This window comes from Mesorhizobium sp. NPDC059054, from assembly GCF_042739215.1.
GTDB lineage: Bacteria > Pseudomonadota > Alphaproteobacteria > Rhizobiales > Rhizobiaceae > Mesorhizobium.
Map to the genome: position 1 here is coordinate 1 of NZ_JBHYHV010000009.1, position 21,903 is coordinate 21,903.

Genomic DNA, 21,903 nt, shown 5'->3' on the forward strand with positions numbered 1-21,903 from the left:
CGATCGGCGACATCGCCGGCGGTGCTGGCGGTACGGGTGGCATTGGCGGTTCGCTCGGTGGCGTGGTCGGTGGTGTGACCGGTGCGATCGGCGACATCGCCGGTGGCGCAGGCGGCACGGGTGGCATTGGCGGTTCGCTCGGCGGCGTGGTTGGTGGTGTGACTGGCGCGATCGGCGACATCGCCGGCGGTGCTGGCGGCACGGGTGGCATTGGCGGTTCGCTCGGCGGCGTGGTCGGTGGTGTGACTGGCGCAATCGGTGACATCGCCGGTGGCATCGACGGCACAGGTGGCATTGGCGGCTCGCTTGGTGGCGTGGTCGGCGGTGTGACTGGCGCAATCGGCGACATCGCCGGCGGCGCAGGCGGCACGGGTGGCATTGGCGGCGTGGTCGGTGGTGTGACCGGTGCGATCGGCGACATCGCCGGTGGCGCAGGCGGTACGGGTGGCATCGGCGGCTCGCTTGGTGGCGTTGTCGGTGGTGTGACCGGCGCGATCGGTGACATCGCCGGTAGCGCAGGCGGCACGGGTGGCATTGGCGGCGTGGTCGGTGGTGTGACTGGCGCAATCGGTGACATTGCTGGTGGCATCGACGGCACAGGTGGCATCGGCGGCTCGCTTGGCGGCGTGGTCGGCGCGATCGGCGACATCGCAGGTGGCGCAGGCGGTACCGGTGGCATTGGTGGTTCACTGGGCGGCGCCGTTGGCGGTCTGACCGGTGCGATCGGTGACATTGCTGGTGGTGTCGGTGGTACCGGCGGTATTGGTGGCGCTGTTGGCGGCCTGACTGGCGCAATCGGTGACATTGCTGGTGGTGTCGGTGGTACCGGCGGTATTGGTGGCGCTGTTGGCGGCCTGACTGGCGCAATCGGTGACATCGCCGGCGGTGTCGATGGTACCGGCGGTATCGGTGGCGCTGTTGGTGGCCTGACCGGCGCGATCGGTGACATTGCTGGTGGTGTCGATGGCACCGGCGGTATCGGTGGCGCTGTTGGTGGCCTGACCGGCGCGATCGGTGACATCGCTGGTGGTGTCGATGGTACCGGCGGTATCGGTGGCGCTGTTGGTGGCCTGACCGGCGCGATCGGCGACATCGCCGGCGGTGTCGATGGTACCGGTGGTATCGGCGGTTCCGTGGGCGAAGCAGTCGGTGGCCTGACCGGTGCAATCGGCAGCATCGGCGGTTCCCTCGGTGGGATCGTTGGTGATCTGGGCGATGCCGTGAATGGTGTCGTTGGTGGTTTGGTTGGCGCGATCGGCGGCACTCCTGGCGGCGGCACCCCTGGCGGCGGCACCCCTGGCGGCGGCACCCCTGGCGGCGGCACCCCTGGCGGCGGCACTCCCGGCGGCGGCACCCCTGGCGGCGGCACCCCTGGCGGCGGCACCCCTGGCGGCGGCACCCCTGGCGGCGGCACTCCTGGCGGCGGCACCCCTGGCGGTGGCACCCCTGGCGGTGGCACCCCTGGTGGTGGCACCCCTGGCGGTGGCACCCCTGGTGGCGGCACTCCCGGTGCTGGCACCCCCGGCGGCGGCATAGTCGCAACAAACGATCCAACCGGCATCGACTGCGGCGTGTCTGCCGGCGGTAGCTGCGACGGTTCGCTCGATGGTTTGATCGTCTTGGCGAGTGCAGTGTCTGGGAACGGCGACCTTGGATCGGGCGGCGCGCCCGCTGATGTGGCTGACACCGCCTCCAACGGCACTGCCGGTGGCAATGGCACCGGTGGACTGTCTGCTAACGCGGGCATCGCTGGGCCGACCGCTGATAGCCTTGGCGGGACGGCTGATGGTAACGGCGCGGGTTCGAACGGCTTGTCCGCAGACCTGGCTGGCAACGCCTCCAACGGCACTGCCGGTGGCAACGCTACTGGTGGGCTGTCTGCCAACGCTGGCATCGCTGGACCGACCGATGGCCTTGGTGGAACGACTGGCGGTAACGGTGCGGGTTCGAATGGCTCGTCCGCCAACACGGCTGGCAACGCAACGGGTGTTGCTCCCAATGGTGCTGCCGGTGGCCTCGGATCCAGCGGCGCGCCTGCTGATGTGGCTGATACCACCGCCAACGGCACTGCCGGCGGCAACGCTACTGGTGGGCTGTCTGCTAACGCCGGCATCGTTGGACCGACCGATGGCCTTGGTGGAATGGCTGGCGGTAACGGTGCGGGTTCGATTGACTCGTCCACCAATACGGCTGGCAACGCAACGAGTGTTGATTCCAACGGTGCTGCCGGTGGCAACGGTACTGGTGGACTGTCTGCCAACGCCGGCATCGTTGGACCGACCGATACCCTTGGTGGAACGGCCGGCGGTAACGGTGCGGGTTCGAATGGCTTGTCCACCAATACGGCCGGCAACGCAACGGGTGTTGCGCCCAACGGTGCTGACGGTAGCGGCAATATCGGATCGAGTGGCGCGCCCGCAAACATTGCTGGCAACCTCCCAAGCGGGACCGCTGGCGGCAATGGTGTCGGCGGATTGTCCGCTAACGCGACTACCGCCAATCCGGTCGGCGTTCCTGGTGGGACGACCGGCATATCGGAAACCGGTCTGAGCGGCCTGCTTGCCTATCTGGATGACATCCAAGCTGGTAACGCAGCCAACGGTGCTGCCGGCGGTGGCAATGCGGGATCGGGCAGTGCCGGCGTGGCCGGCAATGCCCCCAACGAGACTGCCAGCGGCAATGGCACCGGTGGACTGCCTGCCGACGCGACTGCTCCCAGCGGGCTGGCTGGCGGTAGCGGCGCAGGGGCGAATGGCCTGCCCGCCAACACAGCTGGCAATACAACCGGTGTCGCTCCAAACAGTGCTTCCGGTGGCGGCAATATCGGATCGGGCAACGCGCCTGCCGGCATAGCTGGCAATGTCCCCAACGGGACTGCCGACGGCAATGGCACTGGTGGCTTGTCTGCCGACGCGACTGCTCCCAGCGGAACGGCTGGCGGTAGCGGCGCAGGCTCGAATGGTCTGCCCGCCGACATGGCTAACAATGCACCCGGTGTTCCTAACGGCGCGGTCGGTGATGGCAATGTCGGATCGGGTGGTGCGCCTGCTGGCGCAGCTGGCAATGTTCTCAATGGGACTGCTGGCGGTGCGGGTTCGAATGGCCTGCCTGCCAACACGGCTGGCAATACAACCGGTGTCGCTCCCAACGGCGCTGCTGGTGGCGGCAATGTCGGATCGGGCAATGTGCCTGCTGGCGTTGCTGGCAACGTCCCGAATGGGACCGTCGGAGGCACCGGTGGGCCGTCTGCCAACACGACCGCTGGCGCTGCTGGCGGTAACGGTACTGGCTCGAACGACCTGCCCGCCAACACGGCCGGTAATGCAACCGGTGTTGCACCCAACGGCGCCGTCGGTGGTGGCAATGTCGGATCGGGCAGTGCGCCCGCCGATGTGGCGGCCAACGTTCCCAACGGCGCTGCCGGAGGCAATGCAACTGGTGGATTGTCTGCCAACACGGCTGCTCCTAACGGGACGGCTGGCAATAACGGTACTGGTTCAAATGGCTTGCCCGCCAACACGGTCGGCAATGCAACCGGTGTTGCTCCCAACGGTGCTTCCGGTGGCGGCAATGTCGGATCTGGTAGCGCACCCTCTGGTGTGGCTGGCAATGTGCCCAATGGGACTCCCGGCGGCAATGGCACCGATGGGCTGCCTGCCGACACGATTGCTCTTAACGAGACTGCTGGCGGCGCCGAGTCGAATGGGCTGCCCGCCGGCATGGCCAACAATGCACCCGGTGTTGCTCCAAACGGGACTGCCGGCAGCAATGGCACCGATGCACTGTCTGCCGACACGACTGCACCTAGCGGGCCGACTGGCGGTAACGGTGCAGGGCCGAATGGCCTGCCTGCCAACGCGGCTGGCAATACGACCGGTGTTGCTCCCAACGGTGCTATTGGTGGCGGCAATGTCGGATCTGGCGGTGTACCTGCCGGCGTGGCTGGCAATGTCCCCAACGGGACTGCCGGCAGCAATGGCGCTGGTGGGTTGTCTGCCGACGCGACTGCTCCCAGCGGAACGACTGGCGGTAACGGTGCCGGCTTGAATGGCCTGCCTGCCAATACGGCTGGCAACGCAACTGGTGCTCCCAACGGTGCTATCGGTGGTGGCAATGTCGGATCTGGCAATGCGCCTGCCGGCGTGGCTGGCAACGTCCCCAACGGGACTGCCGGTGGCAATGGCACCGGTGGGCTACCTGCCGACATGGCTAACAATGCATCCGGTGTTACCCCTAACGGTGCTGTCGGTGGCGGCAATGTCCCCAACGGGACTGCCGGCGGTAATGGCACCAGTGGACTGGCTGCCGACACGACCGTTGTCGCCCCTGGCGGGACGGCTGACACATCGGACAACCGTCTGACTGGCCTGCTTGCCTATCTGAACGGCATTCAAGCTGGTGAAGATCCCAAAGATGCCGCCAATCGGCTTTCCGCGAACACGACCGCGGGTGCCCCTAATGGCACGGCTGGCGGTGGTGCCGGCTCGAATGGCCTGCCCGCCAACCCGGCTGGCGACTTGACTGGTGTTGCTCCCAACGGTGCTATCGGTGGCGGCAATGTCGGATCGGGCAGTGCGCCCGCCGGCGTGGCTGGCAACGTTCCCAATGGGACTGCCGGCGGCAATGGTACCGGTGGACTGTCTGTCAACACGACCGCTGGCGCTCCTGGCGGAACGGCTGGCGGTAACGGTACTGGTTCGAATGGCCTGCCTATGAACTCGGCTGGTGTCGTTCCCAACGGTGCCGTCAGTGACGGCAATGTCGGATCTGGCGGTGTGCCCGCCCGCGTTGCTGGCAACGTTCCCAATGGGACTGCTGGCGGCAATGGTACCGCTGGACTGTCTGCCAACACGACCGCTGGCGCTCCTGGCGGAACGGCTGGCGGTAACGGTACTGGTTCGAATGGCCTGCCTTTCAACTCGGCTGGTGTCGTTCCCAACGGTGCTGTCAGTGACGGCAATGTCGGATCTGGCGGTGTGCCCGCTGGCGTTGCTGGCAATGTCCCCAATGGGACCGCTGGAGGCATCGGTGAGCTGTCCGCCGACACCACCGCTGGCGCTCCTGGCGGAACGGCTGACACATCGGAAAACCGTCTGAGTGGCCTGCTTGCCTATCTGAACGGCATTCAGGCTGGGGAAAATCCCAGCGAAGCTGCCGGTCGGCTGTCTGCCAACACGGCTGCTGGTGCCCTCAATGAGATGGCCAATGGTGCTGGTCCGAATGGCCTTCCTGCCAATAAGGCTGGCGACGCAACGGGAGTTGCTCCCAACGGTGCTGTTGGTGGCGCAAATGTCGGATCGGGTGGTGCGCCTGCCGGTGTGACTGGCAACAACCTTCCCAATGGCATTGCCGGCGGCAATGGATCTTATGCCAACACGATCGCCGGTGCTCCTAGCGGAACAACTGGCACATCGGAAACTGGCATGAGTGGCCTCATTGCCTCTCTGAACAGTATCCAATCTGGGGTTGCTCCCAATGGCACCGCCGGTACGCCGTCTGCCAACACGACCGCTGGTGCTCCTGGCGGGACGACTGGCGGTAACGGTGCCGGCTCGAATGGCCTGCCTGCCAACATGGCTGGCAATCCAAACGGTGTTGCTCCAGGTGCTACGGTCGGCGGCCTTGGATCAGGCAGCACGCCTGCCGGCGTGGCTGGCAACGTCCCCAACGGGATCGCCGGCGGCGGTGGTATAGCCGGGCTGTCTGCCAACACGATGGTTGGCGGCGCCGGTGCGGGCTCGAATGGCTTGTCCGCCAATATGGCTGGTACGGCACCCGGTGTTGCTCCAAACGGCGTTGCCGGCAGTGGCAATGTCGGATCGACTGTCGCGCTTGCCGGCATGGTCTGCGCTCCTGCTGCCAATGTTATCAATACCGGCAGGAACGGCGTGCTCGCCTTTGCGAACGGTAACCCGGCTCAGGGGGCCTTCAATAACGGCGTTGCCATTGGCACCAAGCCGAACCAACTGAACGTTGAAGCCATTCCTGCGATCGAAATCAAGGATTTCGCCAAGATCAAGGTGATACGCCCGGTCTATGACGTGCCGGATTCAGAGATCAATGAGCAGGTGAAGCGTATCGCCGAAGCAACCCGCACCTACAGGCCAAAGGAGGGAAAAGCTGCCAAAGGGGATCGGATCACCTTCGAATACGCTGGCAAGGTGAGTCAGGCCGCCCTCAGCGCTGCCGCTAAGCAAGCCGTGGTACTGGGCTCCAGGGGGGCCATCCCTGGTTTCGAGGATCAGTTGATTGGCACCAAGGCAGGCGATCAAAAGCAGATCACCGTTACTTTCCCGAAGACCTATCAAGTCGCGCATCTTGCCGGGAGGGAAGTGACTTTTGACGTCACGGTCAAGGAAGTGGCCAAACCCGGAAAGCTGGTGCTCAACGACGGCGTCGCAAAGAGCCTCGGCCTGGATTCACTGGCGCGCCTGCGGGAAGTTGTGCGGGATCGTATCGAGAACCAGTTCGGCTCGGTGACGCGCCAGAAAGAAAAGCGGCAACTGCTCGAGCAGATCGAGGCTTCCTATCAGTTCGATGTGCCCTCGAAACTGATCGAAGCTGAGTTCAACAACATCTGGGCGCAAGCCACCCGTCAGCTTCAGACAGCCGGCCGCACTTTCGCCGACCTCGGCACAACTGAGGAGAAGGCGCGCGTCGAATATGCCCGCCTCGCAGAGCGGCGCATACGCGTGGGCTTGATCCTTGTGGAGGTAGGAAAGAGAGCCAAAATCTCTGTTTCCGACCAGGAACTGCAACACGGTCTGCTGTTGCAGATCGGTGGCTTCCCGGCCAATCAGCAACAGCAGGTCTTGAACTTCTACCGCTCCAACCCGCAGGCGTCGAATGCGCTGCGCGCGCAACTGTTCGAGGAAAAAGTCGTAGACTATCTCCTCGGTCAGGTTTCGGTCACTGCCAAGAAGGTAAGCAAGGAAGAGTTGCTGGCGTCAGACATGGCCACGAAGGCAACTGTGAAAAAGAACGCCGAGTAACATGGCATTCGACAGTTCACGAAGGCCGCCTCCAGGCGGCCTTCGTTGTTCATGATACCTGCGCCTTTTTTTGAAGGAGAAGCGGGATGTGGAGCGCTAGATAGTCGATGAAGGAGCGAACCTTCAGAGTCACTTGCCGTCGTGATGGATGAACCGCAAAAAGTGCCGGCCCTTCAGTGTGATAGTCTTTCAACAATGGAACCAGCCTTTCGGCGCGAATATCGTCATCGACCACGTACCAAGGCGCCAAAGTCAGACCGAGCCCTTTGGTTGCCGCCACCCTCAAAAGCTCACCGTTGGAGGCTCGCATTCTCCCTCCCACGTCAACCGCTTTCCGCTCGCCGCTTTGCGAGACGAAGGTCCAGCGCCCTATCGGCAGGCGCAACGTGTAGACCAGGCATTGGTGGTGGGCGAGGTCTTCCGGGGTCTTCGGCTCACCATGCCGCGCGATGTAGGTCGGCGAAGCGCAAAGGATCAACGGCATGTCGGCAAGCCGCCTTACGATCAGCGTGGAATCGACGAGATTGCCAATTCGGATCGCCATATCATACCCCTCCTGGAGCAGGTCGACGGTGCGATCGCTGAGCGTCAGATCGATCTGCATCTGTGGGTTCGCGACAAGATAATCTGCGATCACAGGGCCGAGCTTTTGCATCCCGAAGGTGATTGGTGCGGTGATGCGCAGGATGCCGCGCGGCGTTCCCTGCAGCTCCATTGCGGCGAGCTTCGCCTCTTCTGTCTCATCCAAGATTCGGCGAACCCGTTGGAGGAAGATCTCGCCCGCCTCAGTCAGTGCCATGCGGCGTGTGGTTCGATGCAGCAGCCTGGCACCGAGCCAACCTTCAAGTGAGCGGATATGATTTCCCACTGCGGCCGGCGACAGCGTCAAGTCTCGGCCGGCCGCGGAAAGGCTGCCGCTTTCGACCACGCGTGCGAACACTTCCATGCTGAGGAGGCGGTCCATTTCGGCATACCTTTTAGCAGGACTAACAAGTCACGTTAGTCTTTGAGGGATTATACAGCAAAGGAGAAAAGTGCAGTCTCGGCACCAGTGGTTCTGACAGCCGGAGAATGTATGATGAGCCTTCGAGAAAAAGTCGCGTTGGTGACCGGAGCGTCGCGGGGGATCGGCGCCGCGACTGCCCACAAACTTGCCGCTCGTGGTGCGGTTGTGGCGGTCGCCTACAAGGAAAATCAAAGTGGTGCCGAGAAAGTCGTCTCGGCGATACGCGCAAGCGGCGGGACCGCCGCTGCTTTTCAGGTCGCGATCGAAGACGACGCTTCGGTGCAGCAACTGCTTGCCGACGTTGTGAAAGCCTTTGGTCGTATAGACATCTTGGTCAACAATGCAGGCGTCGCCGGCACACGGTCGTTTGGGGAAATCGACTTCCCTTTCTTTGCCCGACTGTTCCACAGCAATGTCTGGGGTACGATCCAGCTCACCCAGCAGGCGGTTCCTCATTTTCCGGAGTCCGGTGGGCGTATCGTGAACCTGTCGTCGCAGCGCGCCTTCTCTCCACGAGACGGGACCGGAGTCTACGCCGCCAGCAAGGCGGCAATCTCGACCTTGACCCAGGCGTTCGCGATCGAACTCGGTTCGAGAAACATCACGGTCAATGCGGTGGCTCCCGCTGTCACCGACACCGACATGACCGCCAAAATGCCTGCTGAGAAAAAAGCTGGCTACGCAGCACTCACACCTTTGAAGCGGCTTGCCGAACCCGACGACATCGCTGATGTCGTTGCTTTTCTCGCTTCGGACGATGCACGCTGGATAACCGGACGCACGATACTCGCCGATGGTGGGCTGACCTGATCTGTGGCGTCACTGGATAAATGGCTCGACGGCCTTCGCGCAATCACGTATTTCTGTATCGATCGATATAAAAATTGGTGACGCATGTCTAAATTCGAATTTTCCGGCAAGACAGCTCTTGTCACCGGCGCAGGAAGCGGCATCGGACGCAGCATCGCGGTGGCCTTGGCGGAGGCGGGAGCCAAGACGGTCGTGGCTGGGCGACGGCAATCGGAGCTGGAAGATACCGCGGCTATTATCCGCGATGTCGGTGGCGACGCCCTCTGCGTCGCTGCGGATGTGACCGACGAGGCATCGGTCAGCGCTCTGGTCGGGCAGGTGGGGCCATTGCATGTCGCCGTAAACGCCGCAGGAACCGTGCTTGGCGGCGCGGTCGATGAAATGGATGCTGAAGCGTTTGCAAGCGTCTTCCAGGTCAACGTCACCGGTCTATGGTTGTCGATGAAGCATGAAATCCGCACCATGAAGAGGACAGGCGGCGGCGTCATCGTCAATATCGGTGCGAATATCGGAGCGCGGATCGTTCGTCCGACGATGGGGGCCTATGCAGCATCCAAGGCTGCGGTCAGCAGCCTGACGCGAACAGCGGCGTTGGAAGCCATCTCAAGCGGCGTCCGTATCAACTGTCTTTGCCCAGGACCGGTGGATACACCTCTCTCCATGCGCCCCGGAGAGGATCGAGCCGCACGCGACGCGCGCGTGGCAGCCACCAATCCTTCAAAGCGCGTCGCATCCACCGATGAGATCGCCGGTGCCGCGCTGTGGCTCGCATCCGACGCTGCGTCCTACATCGTCGGCCAGGATGTCGTCATTGACGGCGGTGCTTCGGCCTGAGGATCGACACTCGTTAGGCACGGGCACCAACACCGGCTGCTGGGATTGGCCTTGGTTTCTGCGCGAGACGAAAGGGCGGGCGCCGTCACGTTGGCTCCGTCAGAGCATGTGGATCACGTTTCGTCAAAGACACAGGTCGGTTGCATCTTTACGTGCTGTGCCACGGCAATGGAGCGGTATGTCTTGATGATCGGGCACCTGCGCATGAATTCACGCGTTAGCTCACGAAATTCATCCATGTCCACAACATTGACACAGATGAGAATGTCGGTGTCGCCGGTTATGACATCGCAGCACGTTACCTGTGGCGAAGCCCTCAACACGTCCAGCAACTCGTTGAACATTTGGAGCTGATGGGAGGACAGGGATATCTCAACCCAGATTGCCATCTTGCGCACTGCATAGGCACGGTTGACGATCGATATGTCTCCAACAATCACGCCGGTGTCACGCAGGCGGCGGATTCGCCGATGACACGCGGGCTGGGAAATACCCACTTTGTCGGCCAGTTGCTGAAAGGTCTGCAAGCTGGACTGCTGAAGCAGATTCAGCAGTTTTCGATCGATGCGATCCAGATTCACCCTGGTTGAAGACATTGAGTGCTCCATAAACCCACCAAGGTCCTAGGCTCAACGATGTTTCCGGACAAGGGCACTCGCGGCCTCGCGTTGCGAGATGTCATGACCGATTTATGCGCGTGAGTGCGGGGCAGGTTATAGAATCGCCGGCTAGCCGCCCAAAAAAGAGAAAATCATAAGGCGGGCCAATGCGATGATCGGCTGGTGTCAGTCTCGAAGCCAAGCGCTTCGCACCATCGCAGAGCAGCAGGTTCGAATGCCGTCGTACGCCACCGATACAATTCTCGCCCAAGGGGCGGGCCAAGAGCACGATCCCACAGGGGCGATCGTTTCGCCTATTCATCTGGCAACGACGTTCCTGCGCCCGGTCGAAGGCGATCCGTCGACAGAATGGAGCTACAGCCGCTACGGCTATCCGGGATTGGAGCAGCCCGAGGCAACGCTCAAAACCCTTGAGGGCGCAGCCGACTGCCGGCTATTCAGTTCCGGCATGTCCGCCATGACAGCGGTGATCATGGCGCTTCGACCTGGGGATCACTGCCTGTTTCCCATCGACATGTATCACGGCCTCAGGACTTGGCTGCACGCGCACTCCAACCATTGGGGCATGCGGATCGACCATGTCGACATGACCGATCCTGATAAGGTCCGCGCCGCGATGATCCCCGGCGTGACGCGCCTTGTCTGGCTTGAAACACCCTCCAATCCCCATTGGCATGTCTATGACATCGCCAGCCTGGCTGGGATAGCGCATCGGGCAGGAGCCAAGCTCGTCGTCGACAACACGGTGGCGACGCCGATACTCACCCAACCTATCAGTCTAGGTGCCGACATTGTCGTCCATTCGGCCACCAAATACCTGAACGGGCATAGCGATGTCCTGGCCGGCGCCGCACTGACGGCAGCCGATGACGATTTCTGGAAGCGGGTCGCATTGAACCGCGACTATCACGGCGGGATCCTCAATCAGTTTCAGGCTTTCATGCTTCTGCGCGGCATGCGCACGCTCCATCTTCGCATCGCCCGTTCTTGCGAGTCAGCCATGGCGCTGGCCAATGCGCTTCAGGGTCATCCCGGGCTAAGGGAGGTTTTCTACCCCGGCTTGCCAACGCATCCCGGCCACGCCCTGGCAGCCCGCCAGATGGCGGGCGGGTTCGGCGGCATGCTCTCCATCGTCGTTGCAGGAGGTGAGGGCGAAGCGAAGCGGATTTTGACGCGCACACGTCTTTGGAAGCCGGCAACCTCGTTGGGAGGGGTGGAAAGTCTGATCGAGCGGCGTGGCGCAGTCGAAGGCCCCTGTTCTCATGTCGATCCCGGCCTTTTACGCCTTTCGGTCGGGATAGAGGCTACTGCGGATCTGATCGACGATCTCCTCGCTGCACTTTCCCCAGCCAACTGACGATTTTTTCCCACATCACCCATCTCAAAAGGAATGTGCAATGACCCTTCCTCGTCGCAACGAAAAGCCGGTACCTGCCGTCGTCACGCAGATGGCCGGGATGGTGGCCGCCAACACAATGGACAGGCGCGAGTTCCTGACCATTGCCAGCACCATGGGGCTTTCGGCTGCAGCGGCCTACGGATTGCTCGGCCTGTCGGCCCCGATACCTGCGCAGGCGCAAAGCCCCAAGAAGGGTGGCGTGCTGAAGGTCGGTATGTTGGTCAAGCCTCTTAAGGATCCGCGCACGTTCGACTGGGGAGAGATGGGCAATCTCGGGAGACAGATGCTCGAACCTTTCGTCAAATATACTGCTGATTTCACCTTCGAGCCCGTTCTACTCGAGAGTTGGGATGTCAACGACGACGCCACTGAATATGTCCTGCATCTGCGCAAGGGCGTAAAATGGAACAATGGCGATGATTTCGACGCCACGGACGCGCTCTTCAACCTCAACCGCTGGTGCGACAAGGGGGCGGAAGGCAACTCCATGGCCGGTCGCATGGCGGCGCTCGTTGATCCCACGACCGGCAAGGCCCGCAAGGGCGCCCTAACCAAGGTCGACGATCACACCATCAAGCTGACCTTGGCGAATTCGGATATCTCCATCATCGCCAGCTTCGCGGACTTTCCGGCATTGCTGGTACACCGCAGCTTCGAGGAGACCGGCGGCGACCTGGTCAAGCACCCGATCGGCACCGGTCCGTTTGAACTTGTCTCCTTCGAGACCTCGGTTCGAGCGGTATACAAGCGCCGCCAAAGCGGTTGGTGGGGTGGCGAAACATATCTGGATGGCGTGGAATTCATCGACTACGGCAGCGATCCGAACGCTTTGGCAAGTGCTTTCGAGTCCGGCGAGGTCCATGCCAATTTCGAAACCACCGGCGATCAGGTCGCGGTTTTCGACGCATTGGGTCTTTCGCGTAGCGAGGTGTTGACGGCAGGAACCCTTGTTGCCCGCTTCAACGTGACCAAAGCCCCCTATGATGATCAGCGCGTTCGCAAAGCCATGCAGCTTGCGGTCGACAACGAGGCCGTCCTCCAGATCGGCTACGGTGGTCTCGGCAGCGTAGCCGAGAACCATCACGTATGCCCGATCCATCCCGAATATTTTGAGCTGCCCAAAATGACGAGGGACATAGCAAAGGCCAAAGCGCTCATGGAGGAAACCGGCAAGATCGGGTTCGAACACGAACTGATCAGCGACGATGAGGACTGGCACAAGAACACCGCGGACGCGATCGCCGCTCAGTTCAGAGAAGCCGGTTTCAAGATCAAGCGCACCGTGCTGCCAGGTTCGACCTTCTGGAACGACTGGACGAAATTCCCGTTTTCGCTGACCGGATGGACCATGCGTCCGCTCGGCGTACAGGTTCTTGCCCTCGCTTACAGGTCGGGAGAGGCCTGGAATGAAACGGCGTTTTCCAACAAGGAATTCGACGCAAAGCTCAGTGAGGCGCTCTCGATCGCAGATGTGAAGAAGCGCCAGGCTGTCATGGGCGACGTCGAGAGAATCCTTCAGGATTCCGGGGTGATCATCCAACCTTATTGGCGCAAGATATTTGTACACTTCGCCGCAGCGCTGAAGAACCATCGTGCGCACCCGTTGAACGAACTGAATTTTGAAAAAGTGTGGCTGGATGCGTGAGCTCGGCCGGATGTTCCAGTAGCGAGGCGACAATGTTGGGCGATGCCGAAATCGAAAAGGCCGCGCGCGCCATTTCGGATGCGGAAAGGAATGCAGCCGCCATGCCGCCGCTCAGTGGCGGCTATCCTGGCCTTGCACTCGCCGACGCTTATCGCATTCAGGAACGACTGAACTCGATGCGCGAGCAGCAGGGTCTTGCATTCGCCGGCTATAAGATCGGTCTCACCTGGCGAACAACACAAATCGCGTGCGGCCTCACGGAACCGATCTGCGGCCGCATACTGGCCGATGCCGTGTTCTCCAACACCGTTACGCTCCAAGCGGCGCCTTACATCAGCCCGCAAATCGAGGTGGAACTCGCCTTCGTCATGGCCTGTGACGTGGAGGCACCACTACGCACGGCCGGGGAAGCGCTGGCTGTCACCGACCATGTGATGCCGGCGCTGGAGCTGGTTGATTTCCGTATGGCGGCGCCACGTATCGTGGCCGATACCGTGGCGGATAATTCGGCCTTCGCCGGCGTCGTCCTCTCCAGCCACCGGCTGCGTCCTCAGGATGTGGATACGCGCTGGATGGGAGCCACCTTGGCGCGCAATGGCGTTGTCGAAGTCAGCGGCGTGGCGGCGATGGGTATGGGACACCCGGCTTCCTGTGTGGCCTGGTTGGCAAACACACTGCTGGAACGGGGAGAGCGTTTGCGCGCTGGCGACCTGATCATGTCAGGTGCTTTCGCCGCAGCATTGCCCGTTGTGACAGGCGACCGCTTCGAAGCCGATTTTGGGCCTTGCGGCGGACTGGAGATTTCTTTCCAGTGATTGCTGTGCCTAGCCGTACAGTGTCGCCACGCGTATCTTTAACCGCAGCCATTTGACAGGACGCCGCGACGCGAGCTCAACTCAAGCGCGCGGGGTTATTTTCTGGTATCAGTGGCCGCCGCGACCGAAGCCAGCGTCAAACTATTCGGATCGTTTGGCTATCGCCCTCAACCGCCATTCGTTGAGATAATCGACCATTTCCGGATCGCACAGTTCCCAAACACCTGGAAGGACGTCGTCCCTCCTGAGCCAACCAGCGAGCCTAAATCGTCTTGCGTCGCGTCTAAATCTGATGCCTATCCAGGTCGTAAGATTGGGACCTCTTTTCGTCACAAACTCTTCAACGTCGCGCCATAACACCTTCATTGGTTGCCAATGAAGTCCACCTGATAGCGTAAACCCGTCCTCATTGAGTAGCAGGCGGTGGGGTCGGATCACCAACCAGAAAAGCACGAGAGCACATGCTCCGGCGAACACTTCTATGGACCAGAAGGCCCAGTCACCGAGTTCTTTCCGGCCGACCAGTCCAGAGAGAAGCACAAAGAGGCCAACGACGAGAAAAAGGATTGTTTTTGAGCGAGAAGAAACAATCTCAGTCTTATCCATCTCATGCGCCCCAATTTGTCGAGGATCGTACGTCACCGTCGACAAACAAAAAAGCCCGCCCAGCCGGAGCTGAGCGGGCTCCATCACGACACAGGTCAGCCGCACGCGCAGGCCGACCTACCTTTACTGAGGCCCATGCCTTTCGATGTGGTCGAAGCTTTCCCGCTCGTCTTTAGGCCGCCGGCGGCGAGCAGAATGGTGCCTTTGTGTTGCGCGGTTGCTTTTGGTGTTTCGTGTTGCACAACGGGTGCTGCTGCGAACGAAGCACTCGACAGCACGAGCGACGCGATGGCCGCTGCCATAATGGTCTTCATGGGTATTCTCCCTTTCAGTGGGCTTTGGGGCCGTTCCTGGCGAAGAAAAGTTTGGCGTCACGTCGCGCCCCACGCCTCCAGCGCGACATCGCTGAAATCGATGGCATGCGTTGGCGGGTCGCGACATACGGCAAATGCCGTAGATCGACAGCGCAGCGATGAACTTGGTTAGCGGCTTCTAAACGACAAAAAGGCCCGCCCAGCCGAAGCTGAGCGGGCGTTACCTGAGACGCGCCAGCCAACGGACAGGCGCGGCGTGCGCGTAATGGCACTATGTGGCGAGATAAGGGGCGTCAGCTAAATCTGCCGAGCAGCTTCAGCAGCCAGTCAATCGGTTGCTGGAACACATAGCCGAGTGAAGCGCCACCGATACCCACAACAACGAAGCGTTCGCTTTCTGCTGGCAAGTTGTTGGCAAAACCCGAGTTGAAGGTTGTACCTGGTGGCAGGAAGTAGCTCGTAAGTTATTGGGAAATTTGGGTTCGGATGGTGGGCGTGACAGGGATTGAACCTGTGACCCCTACGATGTCAACGTAGTGCTCTCCCGCTGAGCTACACGCCCATCCGACGCCGCGCATACACCACTTTTGTTTCGGCGCGTCAATAGCGAGAACACCGAAAGAAAGCCGACATCCAAAATGTCGCGATGGCGCCGTCTCGATCCGGAATATGCGGTTGCCTTGGCCCGTCGCATTCCGCTGCCGACGGTGCGGCTTTGTGAAGATCAACCGGGATCGAGAGTGAATCGATCGCAGACACACGCGTGCGTGCGTAGCCTGCGATTGTGCCGGTTTGGGTTCGCCTTGTGGTGTGACGGCCGCTTACGCGGCGTGCAGCATCTTCTCGACCTCGTTGACGAGGTCACGCAGATGGAAAGGCTTCGACAGCACTTTGGCGTCGCGCGGCGCCTTCGAATCGGGGTTCAGCGCGACGGCGGCGAAGCCGGTGATGAACATCACCTTGAGATCCGGGTCGATCTCGGTGGCGCGGCGGGCGAGTTCGATGCCGTCCATCTCGGGCATGACGATATCGGTCAAAAGCAGCGAGAACGGTTCCTCGCGCAGCCGCTCGTAGGCGCTGGCGCCATTGTCGAAATCGCTGACCTGGTAGCCGGCGCGCTCAAGCGCCTTTACCAGAAACCGGCGCATATCGTCGTCGTCTTCCGCCAGCAGTATGCGTGCCATTCTCGTTCCGTCCGAATCATCCCCCGAGATTGTGGAGGAACAATCCCGTTAACCATCACGTATATGGAATCGTGACGGTAAACATCAAGTGAATGATGGGCTTCTGTCCCGTTGCGCATAGCGCGAAGATCGAAAGCTTTCTACCTGAAAGCGCGATGCGCAGGTTCAAAAGCGTTGGAACGCCCGTTGCGCGTTCGAATGGACGCGCGGCGTTCCAGCGTCAAGTCGATGGACGCCGCCGAAACGCTGGACACGAGGCCAGCGCGGTGGCACGTTGGAGCGATGAGAGACGCATTCCGATGGGTTCCTGAAATTTGACGTCGCCAGCTGAGGATTTTGCGGCCGTCCCGCCCTTCGAAATCCGCTCGGGCGCAGAACAGCGCGTTCCCTTCGTCTTCAATTCTCCGCACAGCGGCCGCCACTATCCCAACCGGTTCCTGGCGATGGCCAAGCTCGACCGCAGTACCATCCGCCGTTCCGAAGACTGTTATGTGGACGAGTTGTTCGGTTCGGCGATCATGCTCGGCGCGCCAATGCTGGCCGCCAATTTTCCCCGCGCTTATCTCGATGTGAACCGGGAGCCGTGGGAACTCGACCCGCGCATGTTTATCGAGCCGGTGCCGCCTTATTGCAACATCCGTTCGGCGCGCGTGGCCGGCGGGCTCGGCACTATACCACGACTGGTGGGCGAGGGACTGGACATCTACGCCGCGCGGCTACCAATCGCGGAAGCTTTCCAACGTATCGAGACTGTCTACAAGCCCTATCACGAGACGTTGAAGCGATTGATCGCCGGCACGCATGCGCGTTTCGGCTATGCAGTGCTGATCGATTGCCATTCGATGCCAGCCAGCGTGCGCACCAGTGATCAAGGCATGCGACCGGACTTCATCATCGGCGACCGGTTCGGCACCTCCGCTTCGGCCGTGTTGACGCAGGAGGCGATCGCGCTCCTGAACAGCATGGGTTATTCGGTCGCCTATAACAAACCCTATGCTGGCGGGTTCATCACCGAGCACTATGGCCGGCCGGTGCGAAACCTGCACGCGTTGCAGATCGAGGTGAATCGTGGCCTCTACATGAATGAGCGCACCTTCCAGAAGTCCGTGGGGTTCGACGCGCTGGCGGAGGATCTCGCCCGCTTCTCGGCAGACCTGATGGCGATGCCGGACCATCACTTCCTCGACCTGCCGGAAGCGGCTGAGTGAAGTGGGGGAGTAGGGAATAATGATGATGGCCCGAGCGGACCGTGATATCCGGACTGCTTCCAGCCTCGAATGACCCACTACTCGCTATCTCACTATTCGCCACTCACTCCCGATAAAAAAGGACCGCATCGTTGACACGACGCGGTCGAAGTCTAGGGAGGAAACGCCCAAGATGGGCATGGACAGGAGAACCTGTCCACCTTCGAGGTTATTGTGCATCGCACAAAAGTCAACCTGATAATTAATTCAAAATGAAATAGGAAAGGCCTGCCACGCAGCGCGCGTGACATTCCCGCAACGCTTTTGTTAAGTAGCTGTGGCGGCATGCAGTCTGGCCGGCAGTTTCCAGGAGGAAGCACTTGAACATTTCCCCCGACTTCATGCGGCGGATCGCAGCCGCGGCCGCGGCCGAGACATTGCCGCGCTTCCGCAGCCAGGGCGCCGTGGCCAATAAGCTGTCAGGCGGCTTTGATCCGGTCACAGAAGCAGACCGCGAAGCCGAGCGGGTGATCCGTGCGCTGATCGGCGCGGAGTTCCCCGACCATGGCATCCTGGGCGAAGAACATGGCAGTGAAAACCTGGGCAGCCGACACGTCTGGGTCATCGATCCGATCGACGGTACACGCGCTTTCATTTCCGGCCTTCCGGTCTGGGGTACGCTGGTGGGGCTCACGGTCGATGGAGATGCGGTGGCCGGACTGATGTCGCAGCCATTCACCGGCGAACTGTTCTATGCCAATGCCGACGGCGCCTTCTATGAAGGGCCGGGCGGTCCGCGCAAGCTTGCCGCGCGCAAGACGACGAAGCTGGAGGACGCCACGCTGTTCACCACCACGCCGGCGTTGTTCAAGGGGGACGCGCGCAACCGTTTCGATCTGTTCGAGACCAAGGTTCAGCTGTCGCGCTATGGCACTGACTGTTACGCCTTCGCCATGGTGGCGGCTGGCACGGTCGATATCGTCGCCGATCCGGGCCTGAAGCCCTACGACATCGTCGCGCTGATCCCGATCATCGAGAAGGCCGGCGGTGTCGTCACCACGTTCGACGGGCGTCCGGCCGAGAATGGTGGCGATGTCCTGGCGGCGGCGACGCCCGAACTGCATGAAGCGGCCATGGAGGCGTTGCGGGATTAAGCGTCAGCTGTCGCTTTTTCATCGCTGCCGGGGATGAAGGCATCGAAAGCCGCCAGCAACTGCTCGCGGTAATAGTCCTTCTCCTGCAGGATCTCGTGCTTGGCGCCGTCGATCATGACGAAGGAGCCGAGCCGGATGTGGCGAGCGAAATGCTCGACCGCGCGGGTTGAAACGACGCGATCGTTGCCGGCGCCGATGATCAGCGTCGGGATCTTCATTGAGGCCATGAATTCAGGGTTGCGCACGGTTTCCGTCGCGATGGCAGCGGCACGCAGCCAACGCACGGTGGGACCACCCAGCGCTAGTCGCGGATGGGTCTGGTAAAGCTCGGTGTTGCGGCGGTAGCGTTCGGGGTCGCTGGTCAGCAGATTACGCTCGAAGGGCGTCGGCAGAGCCTTGCGCGGTCCCCAGGCGGCATAGAGGCGGCCAAGGCCGACATAGGTCAACAGGCTGCCGAGGCGGCGAACCGTCGTCATCGACACGCGCTGGTCGGGCAGGTCGAGAAAGGGCGCGATCAGCACCATGCGCTGCACGCGGTTTGCCATGTTGGCGCTGGCGAGCAGCGCCACCAGCGCGCCGGCGGAGTGCGCGAGGATGTAGTAGGGTCCGCGGCAATCAGGTAGGACCACTTCAGTGAACAACTGTTCGAGATCCCTCGCGTAGTCCTGGAAGCTTTTGACATAGCCGCGCTGCGGGTTCTTGAGCAGCCGGTCGGATGCACCCTGGCCGCGCCAGTCCAGCATGGCCACGCCGAATCCGCGTCCAGCCAGGTCGCGGACAGTCTCGAAATATTTCTCGATGCACTCGTTGCGGCCGGGCAGGATCACCACCGTGCCTTTCAGAGGCCTGCTGGTAGCGGAAAATCTGGCGAAGCGGATCTGCTTGTGGTCACGCGCGGTGAGAAAGCCGGAGACGGCGTTTTCGGGGACGGGATTGCCGTCGAGTTCGTAGAAAGGATGCGTCATCAGGCGCTTTGAATGGTTCGCACCCGCGGACGGGCCAACCAGCAGGTGATAGAAGCAATTGGGTAAAATGCAAAGCCAATCCGGAAAGCGTGAAGGGAACAAGACGCTGGAAGCCGGAAGCGCGTGACGCAGCGCTTCCGGCTCCTGTCGATCCGGGAGGAAGGGACGTTGCACCCGGCTCGGCCTCGTCGCGGCGTCAACTTTCGCCGCTGGTTGTGATGTTGGAGCGAAGGTAGCGCCCGTGATCTGAACGGCGGCAGAAGGGGCGGTTCATCTGCCGTTCATCTAAAAGCGGCGCCAGGAACTCTGGTCGAACGCCTTGAAACGCCTTTCCAGGACCCCCAGATGTCTGTTGCGGTCGCCGAGGTCGGGGCCGCTGGTTCATTGGAAGCGCCTCAAGGGTTTCGCCTGAGCCATTACGCAAACCATGTTGCTCAACAGGAGAACACACCATGCGTCATGTCGATTTTTCCCCCCTTTATCGCTCGACCGTCGGTTTCGACCGTCTGTTCACGATGCTGGATTCGCTGGGCCAGCCTGAAGGCGGCCAGAGCTATCCGCCCTACAACATCGAGCGTACCGGCGAGGATTCCTATCGGATCTCCATGGCCGTCGCCGGCTTCTCGGATGACGAGATTTCGATCGAGGCTCATCGCAATGTGCTGACCATCAAGGGTGAGCGCAAGGACGAGACCAACGGCGAAGGTTCCGAGGTCCTTTATCGCGGCATCGCCGCCCGCGCTTTCGAGCGCCGTTTCCAGCTTGCCGACCACGTCGATGTCGTCGGCGCCGCGCTCAAGAACGGCCTGCTTCACATCGATCTGAAGCGCAACATTCCCGAAGAGCTGAAGCCCCGCAAGATCGCTATCTCGGCCGCCCCGGCCAAGACCAAGCAGATCGAGGCCAAGGCCGCCAACTGAGGCGGCGGGCTCGGCAAAAGTCTCCTCCCGAGACGAAAGCGGCGCCGTCAGGCGCCGCTTTTTTGTTGTCTTGGATCGGCTTGCTGCTCAAGCTCTGACCTTTCCGTTCAGGGCGATGACTGCACAGACGATGGCAAGTGCTGCGAGCCCCAATGCAGTGGCGAGATAGGTTTCCTGGTAGCCAATGGCTTCGATCATGGGCTGGCTGGTGAAAGGCGAGGTGAAGTGGCCGATGAACATGGAGGCCGTCACCATGCCGGCCAGTCGTCCGCGTGTGGTGGGGCTGGCCAACGCAATGATGCCCGACATCAGATTGGGGATGGTGAGGCCGAGACCTGCGCCGGCAATCGCCATGGCGAACAGCACCGACGGCATGGTGGTTGCGAAGGCGACCAGCACGAAACCCAGCGTCATCAGGCAAAGCCCGATGACGAAGATCACCGGAACAGAAAGCCTGGCGCGCAGGCGTCCATAGGCGAGGGCAGAGCCAGCCATGACCAGATTGTGCAGGCCGAGTGCGAAACCGGCGCTGCTGGCGGCGCCGATGCCGACCGCGCGCAGGTAGAACGGCAGCTGTGAGGGGATGAAATAGAAGATCATATTGACGAGAAAAGCGAGCGTGCAGAGGGCGGCGACCGGCAGCCAGCGAACTGCGTGTTCGGACAGGGAAACTGTCGCCTGGCCATTCGAAGCGGGTCGCGCGGGCTCGGTCAGAAAGGCGATGGCCGCGGGAATGATGGCGAAAGCCACCGCATAGATCGCGAAGGGCGCGCGCCAGTGATAGTCGGCGAGAATGCCGCCGGCGGCAACGAAAGCGACGCCGCCGATGCCGGTGAAGGCCTGTTGCAGTCCAAGATAGCGTTCGCGCTCGCTGCCGCTGAAATAATCGCCGACGAGCGCGGTCGTCAGCGTCATGACACCGCCGATGGCGATACCGAGTGCGGCACGACTGACGAGGAGCGCCGGCAGGCTTTCAACGAACAGGCCGGAGATGCCGGAGAAGCCGTAGAGCAGGATCGAACCGATCAGCAGGCGTAGCCGCCCATAACGGTCTGCCAGGCCGCCGATCAGCGGTGCACAAAAAGCGACGAACAGTGCTGGAAGTGTCAGCACCATGCGGCTGAGCAACTTGACGCCCTCGACATTGGCAAAGGTTGTTTCGATGGCTGGCAGCGACGGCGAAATCGTCGTACCGGCCATGATGGTCAGCGTCGCGACCATCAGAAGGGTCGCCTTGCGGCCGATTTCCAATCTCGCCGTGGTGGCGGGAAGCGTTGTTTCCGCGCTTGTCATGCCATCGTCTCCTTCAGGTCGGCCGGTCCGGGCGGCCCCTTGGCAGCGCGGTTCCACCCATCGTTGCAAGCCTCCGGAAAGCCCCAGCGCAGCGACCCTCGGACCGACTTTACCCGTTCCTACAAGTTGAAGTTAACTTGAGGTCAAGAGTGCGAATGC

At 61.6% G+C, this 21,903-nt stretch carries 16 protein-coding genes and 1 tRNA gene; 9 read left to right on the top strand and 8 right to left on the bottom strand.

The window, feature by feature from the left end; genetic code table 11:
• Positions 1-6,992, top strand: a 6,992-nt coding sequence (tig, locus tag ACFWXH_RS29255) for a trigger factor (protein ID WP_379125092.1), incomplete at its 5' end; no start/stop codon positions are given.
• Between the two features lie 49 nt (positions 6,993-7,041).
• On the opposite strand, the gene ACFWXH_RS29260 is transcribed toward tig, so the two are convergent.
• Complete coding sequence (locus ACFWXH_RS29260) at positions 7,042-7,956, bottom strand: LysR family transcriptional regulator (RefSeq protein ID WP_379124957.1); 915 nt, start codon at positions 7,954-7,956, stop codon at positions 7,042-7,044.
• Between the two features lie 87 nt (positions 7,957-8,043).
• Between ACFWXH_RS29260 and ACFWXH_RS29265 the strand changes: the two genes are divergently transcribed.
• Both ACFWXH_RS29265 and ACFWXH_RS29270 read left to right on the top strand, forming a co-directional pair.
• Positions 8,044-8,808, top strand: a complete 765-nt coding sequence (locus tag ACFWXH_RS29265; RefSeq protein ID WP_379124958.1) for an SDR family NAD(P)-dependent oxidoreductase — start codon at positions 8,044-8,046, stop codon at positions 8,806-8,808.
• Between the two features lie 84 nt (positions 8,809-8,892).
• Positions 8,893-9,642, top strand: a complete 750-nt coding sequence (locus ACFWXH_RS29270) for an SDR family NAD(P)-dependent oxidoreductase (RefSeq protein ID WP_379124959.1) — start codon at positions 8,893-8,895, stop codon at positions 9,640-9,642.
• A gap of 113 nt (positions 9,643-9,755) precedes the next feature.
• Here the strand turns inward: ACFWXH_RS29270 and ACFWXH_RS29275 are convergent, their stop codons facing one another.
• Positions 9,756-10,238, bottom strand: a complete 483-nt coding sequence (locus ACFWXH_RS29275) for an Lrp/AsnC family transcriptional regulator (RefSeq protein WP_379124960.1) — start codon at positions 10,236-10,238, stop codon at positions 9,756-9,758.
• Between the two features lie 238 nt (positions 10,239-10,476).
• Here ACFWXH_RS29275 and ACFWXH_RS29280 point away from each other — a divergent pair, with 238 nt between their 5' ends.
• From ACFWXH_RS29280 to ACFWXH_RS29290, 3 genes are read left to right on the top strand one after another with little or no spacing between them, the layout of a single operon-like run.
• Positions 10,477-11,619: a trans-sulfuration enzyme family protein gene (locus ACFWXH_RS29280; RefSeq protein ID WP_379124961.1), complete on the top strand. Its 1,143-nt coding sequence runs from the start codon at positions 10,477-10,479 to the stop codon at positions 11,617-11,619.
• 40 nt (positions 11,620-11,659) lie between these two features.
• A complete protein-coding gene (locus ACFWXH_RS29285; protein WP_379124962.1) occupies positions 11,660-13,306 on the top strand; it encodes an ABC transporter substrate-binding protein in 1,647 nt (548 codons plus the stop codon).
• Between the two features lie 32 nt (positions 13,307-13,338).
• The gene (locus ACFWXH_RS29290) at positions 13,339-14,121 is read left to right on the top strand and encodes a 2-keto-4-pentenoate hydratase (RefSeq protein WP_379124963.1); all 783 of its coding nucleotides are present in this window, start codon (positions 13,339-13,341) and stop codon (positions 14,119-14,121) included.
• Positions 14,122-14,262: 141 nt separating this feature from the next.
• On the opposite strand, the gene ACFWXH_RS29295 is transcribed toward ACFWXH_RS29290, so the two are convergent.
• The 4 genes from ACFWXH_RS29295 to cpdR form a co-directional block, all read right to left on the bottom strand.
• Positions 14,263-14,727 (bottom strand): hypothetical protein, encoded by a 465-nt coding sequence (locus ACFWXH_RS29295; protein ID WP_379124964.1) that lies wholly within the window; start codon positions 14,725-14,727, stop codon positions 14,263-14,265.
• A 95-nt stretch (positions 14,728-14,822) separates the two neighbouring features.
• Positions 14,823-15,041 carry a hypothetical protein gene (locus tag ACFWXH_RS29300; RefSeq protein ID WP_379124965.1) on the bottom strand — a complete coding sequence of 73 codons (219 nt, stop codon included), beginning with the start codon at positions 15,039-15,041 and terminating at the stop codon, positions 14,823-14,825.
• Positions 15,042-15,528: 487 nt separating this feature from the next.
• Positions 15,529-15,603: transfer RNA gene (locus ACFWXH_RS29305), tRNA-Val, on the bottom strand.
• Between the two features lie 259 nt (positions 15,604-15,862).
• Positions 15,863-16,225, bottom strand: a complete 363-nt coding sequence (cpdR, locus tag ACFWXH_RS29310; RefSeq protein WP_018429348.1) for a cell cycle two-component system response regulator CpdR — start codon at positions 16,223-16,225, stop codon at positions 15,863-15,865.
• A gap of 314 nt (positions 16,226-16,539) precedes the next feature.
• Between cpdR and ACFWXH_RS29315 the strand changes: the two genes are divergently transcribed.
• Both ACFWXH_RS29315 and hisN read left to right on the top strand, forming a co-directional pair.
• Positions 16,540-17,433: an N-formylglutamate amidohydrolase gene (locus ACFWXH_RS29315; RefSeq protein ID WP_379124966.1), complete on the top strand. Its 894-nt coding sequence runs from the start codon at positions 16,540-16,542 to the stop codon at positions 17,431-17,433.
• A 380-nt stretch (positions 17,434-17,813) separates the two neighbouring features.
• Positions 17,814-18,566 (top strand): histidinol-phosphatase, encoded by a 753-nt coding sequence (gene hisN / locus ACFWXH_RS29320; protein WP_379125087.1) that lies wholly within the window; start codon positions 17,814-17,816, stop codon positions 18,564-18,566.
• Here hisN and ACFWXH_RS29325 read toward each other — a convergent pair.
• Positions 18,563-19,531 (bottom strand): alpha/beta fold hydrolase, encoded by a 969-nt coding sequence (locus ACFWXH_RS29325; RefSeq protein ID WP_379124967.1) that lies wholly within the window; start codon positions 19,529-19,531, stop codon positions 18,563-18,565. The genes hisN and ACFWXH_RS29325 overlap by 4 nt on opposite strands.
• Positions 19,532-19,983: 452 nt before the next feature.
• Between ACFWXH_RS29325 and ACFWXH_RS29330 the strand changes: the two genes are divergently transcribed.
• The gene (locus tag ACFWXH_RS29330) at positions 19,984-20,451 is read left to right on the top strand and encodes an Hsp20 family protein (RefSeq protein WP_379124968.1); all 468 of its coding nucleotides are present in this window, start codon (positions 19,984-19,986) and stop codon (positions 20,449-20,451) included.
• A gap of 87 nt (positions 20,452-20,538) precedes the next feature.
• On the opposite strand, the gene ACFWXH_RS29335 is transcribed toward ACFWXH_RS29330, so the two are convergent.
• Positions 20,539-21,744 (bottom strand): MFS transporter, encoded by a 1,206-nt coding sequence (locus ACFWXH_RS29335; RefSeq protein WP_379124969.1) that lies wholly within the window; start codon positions 21,742-21,744, stop codon positions 20,539-20,541.
• Positions 21,745-21,903 lie beyond the last annotated feature (159 nt).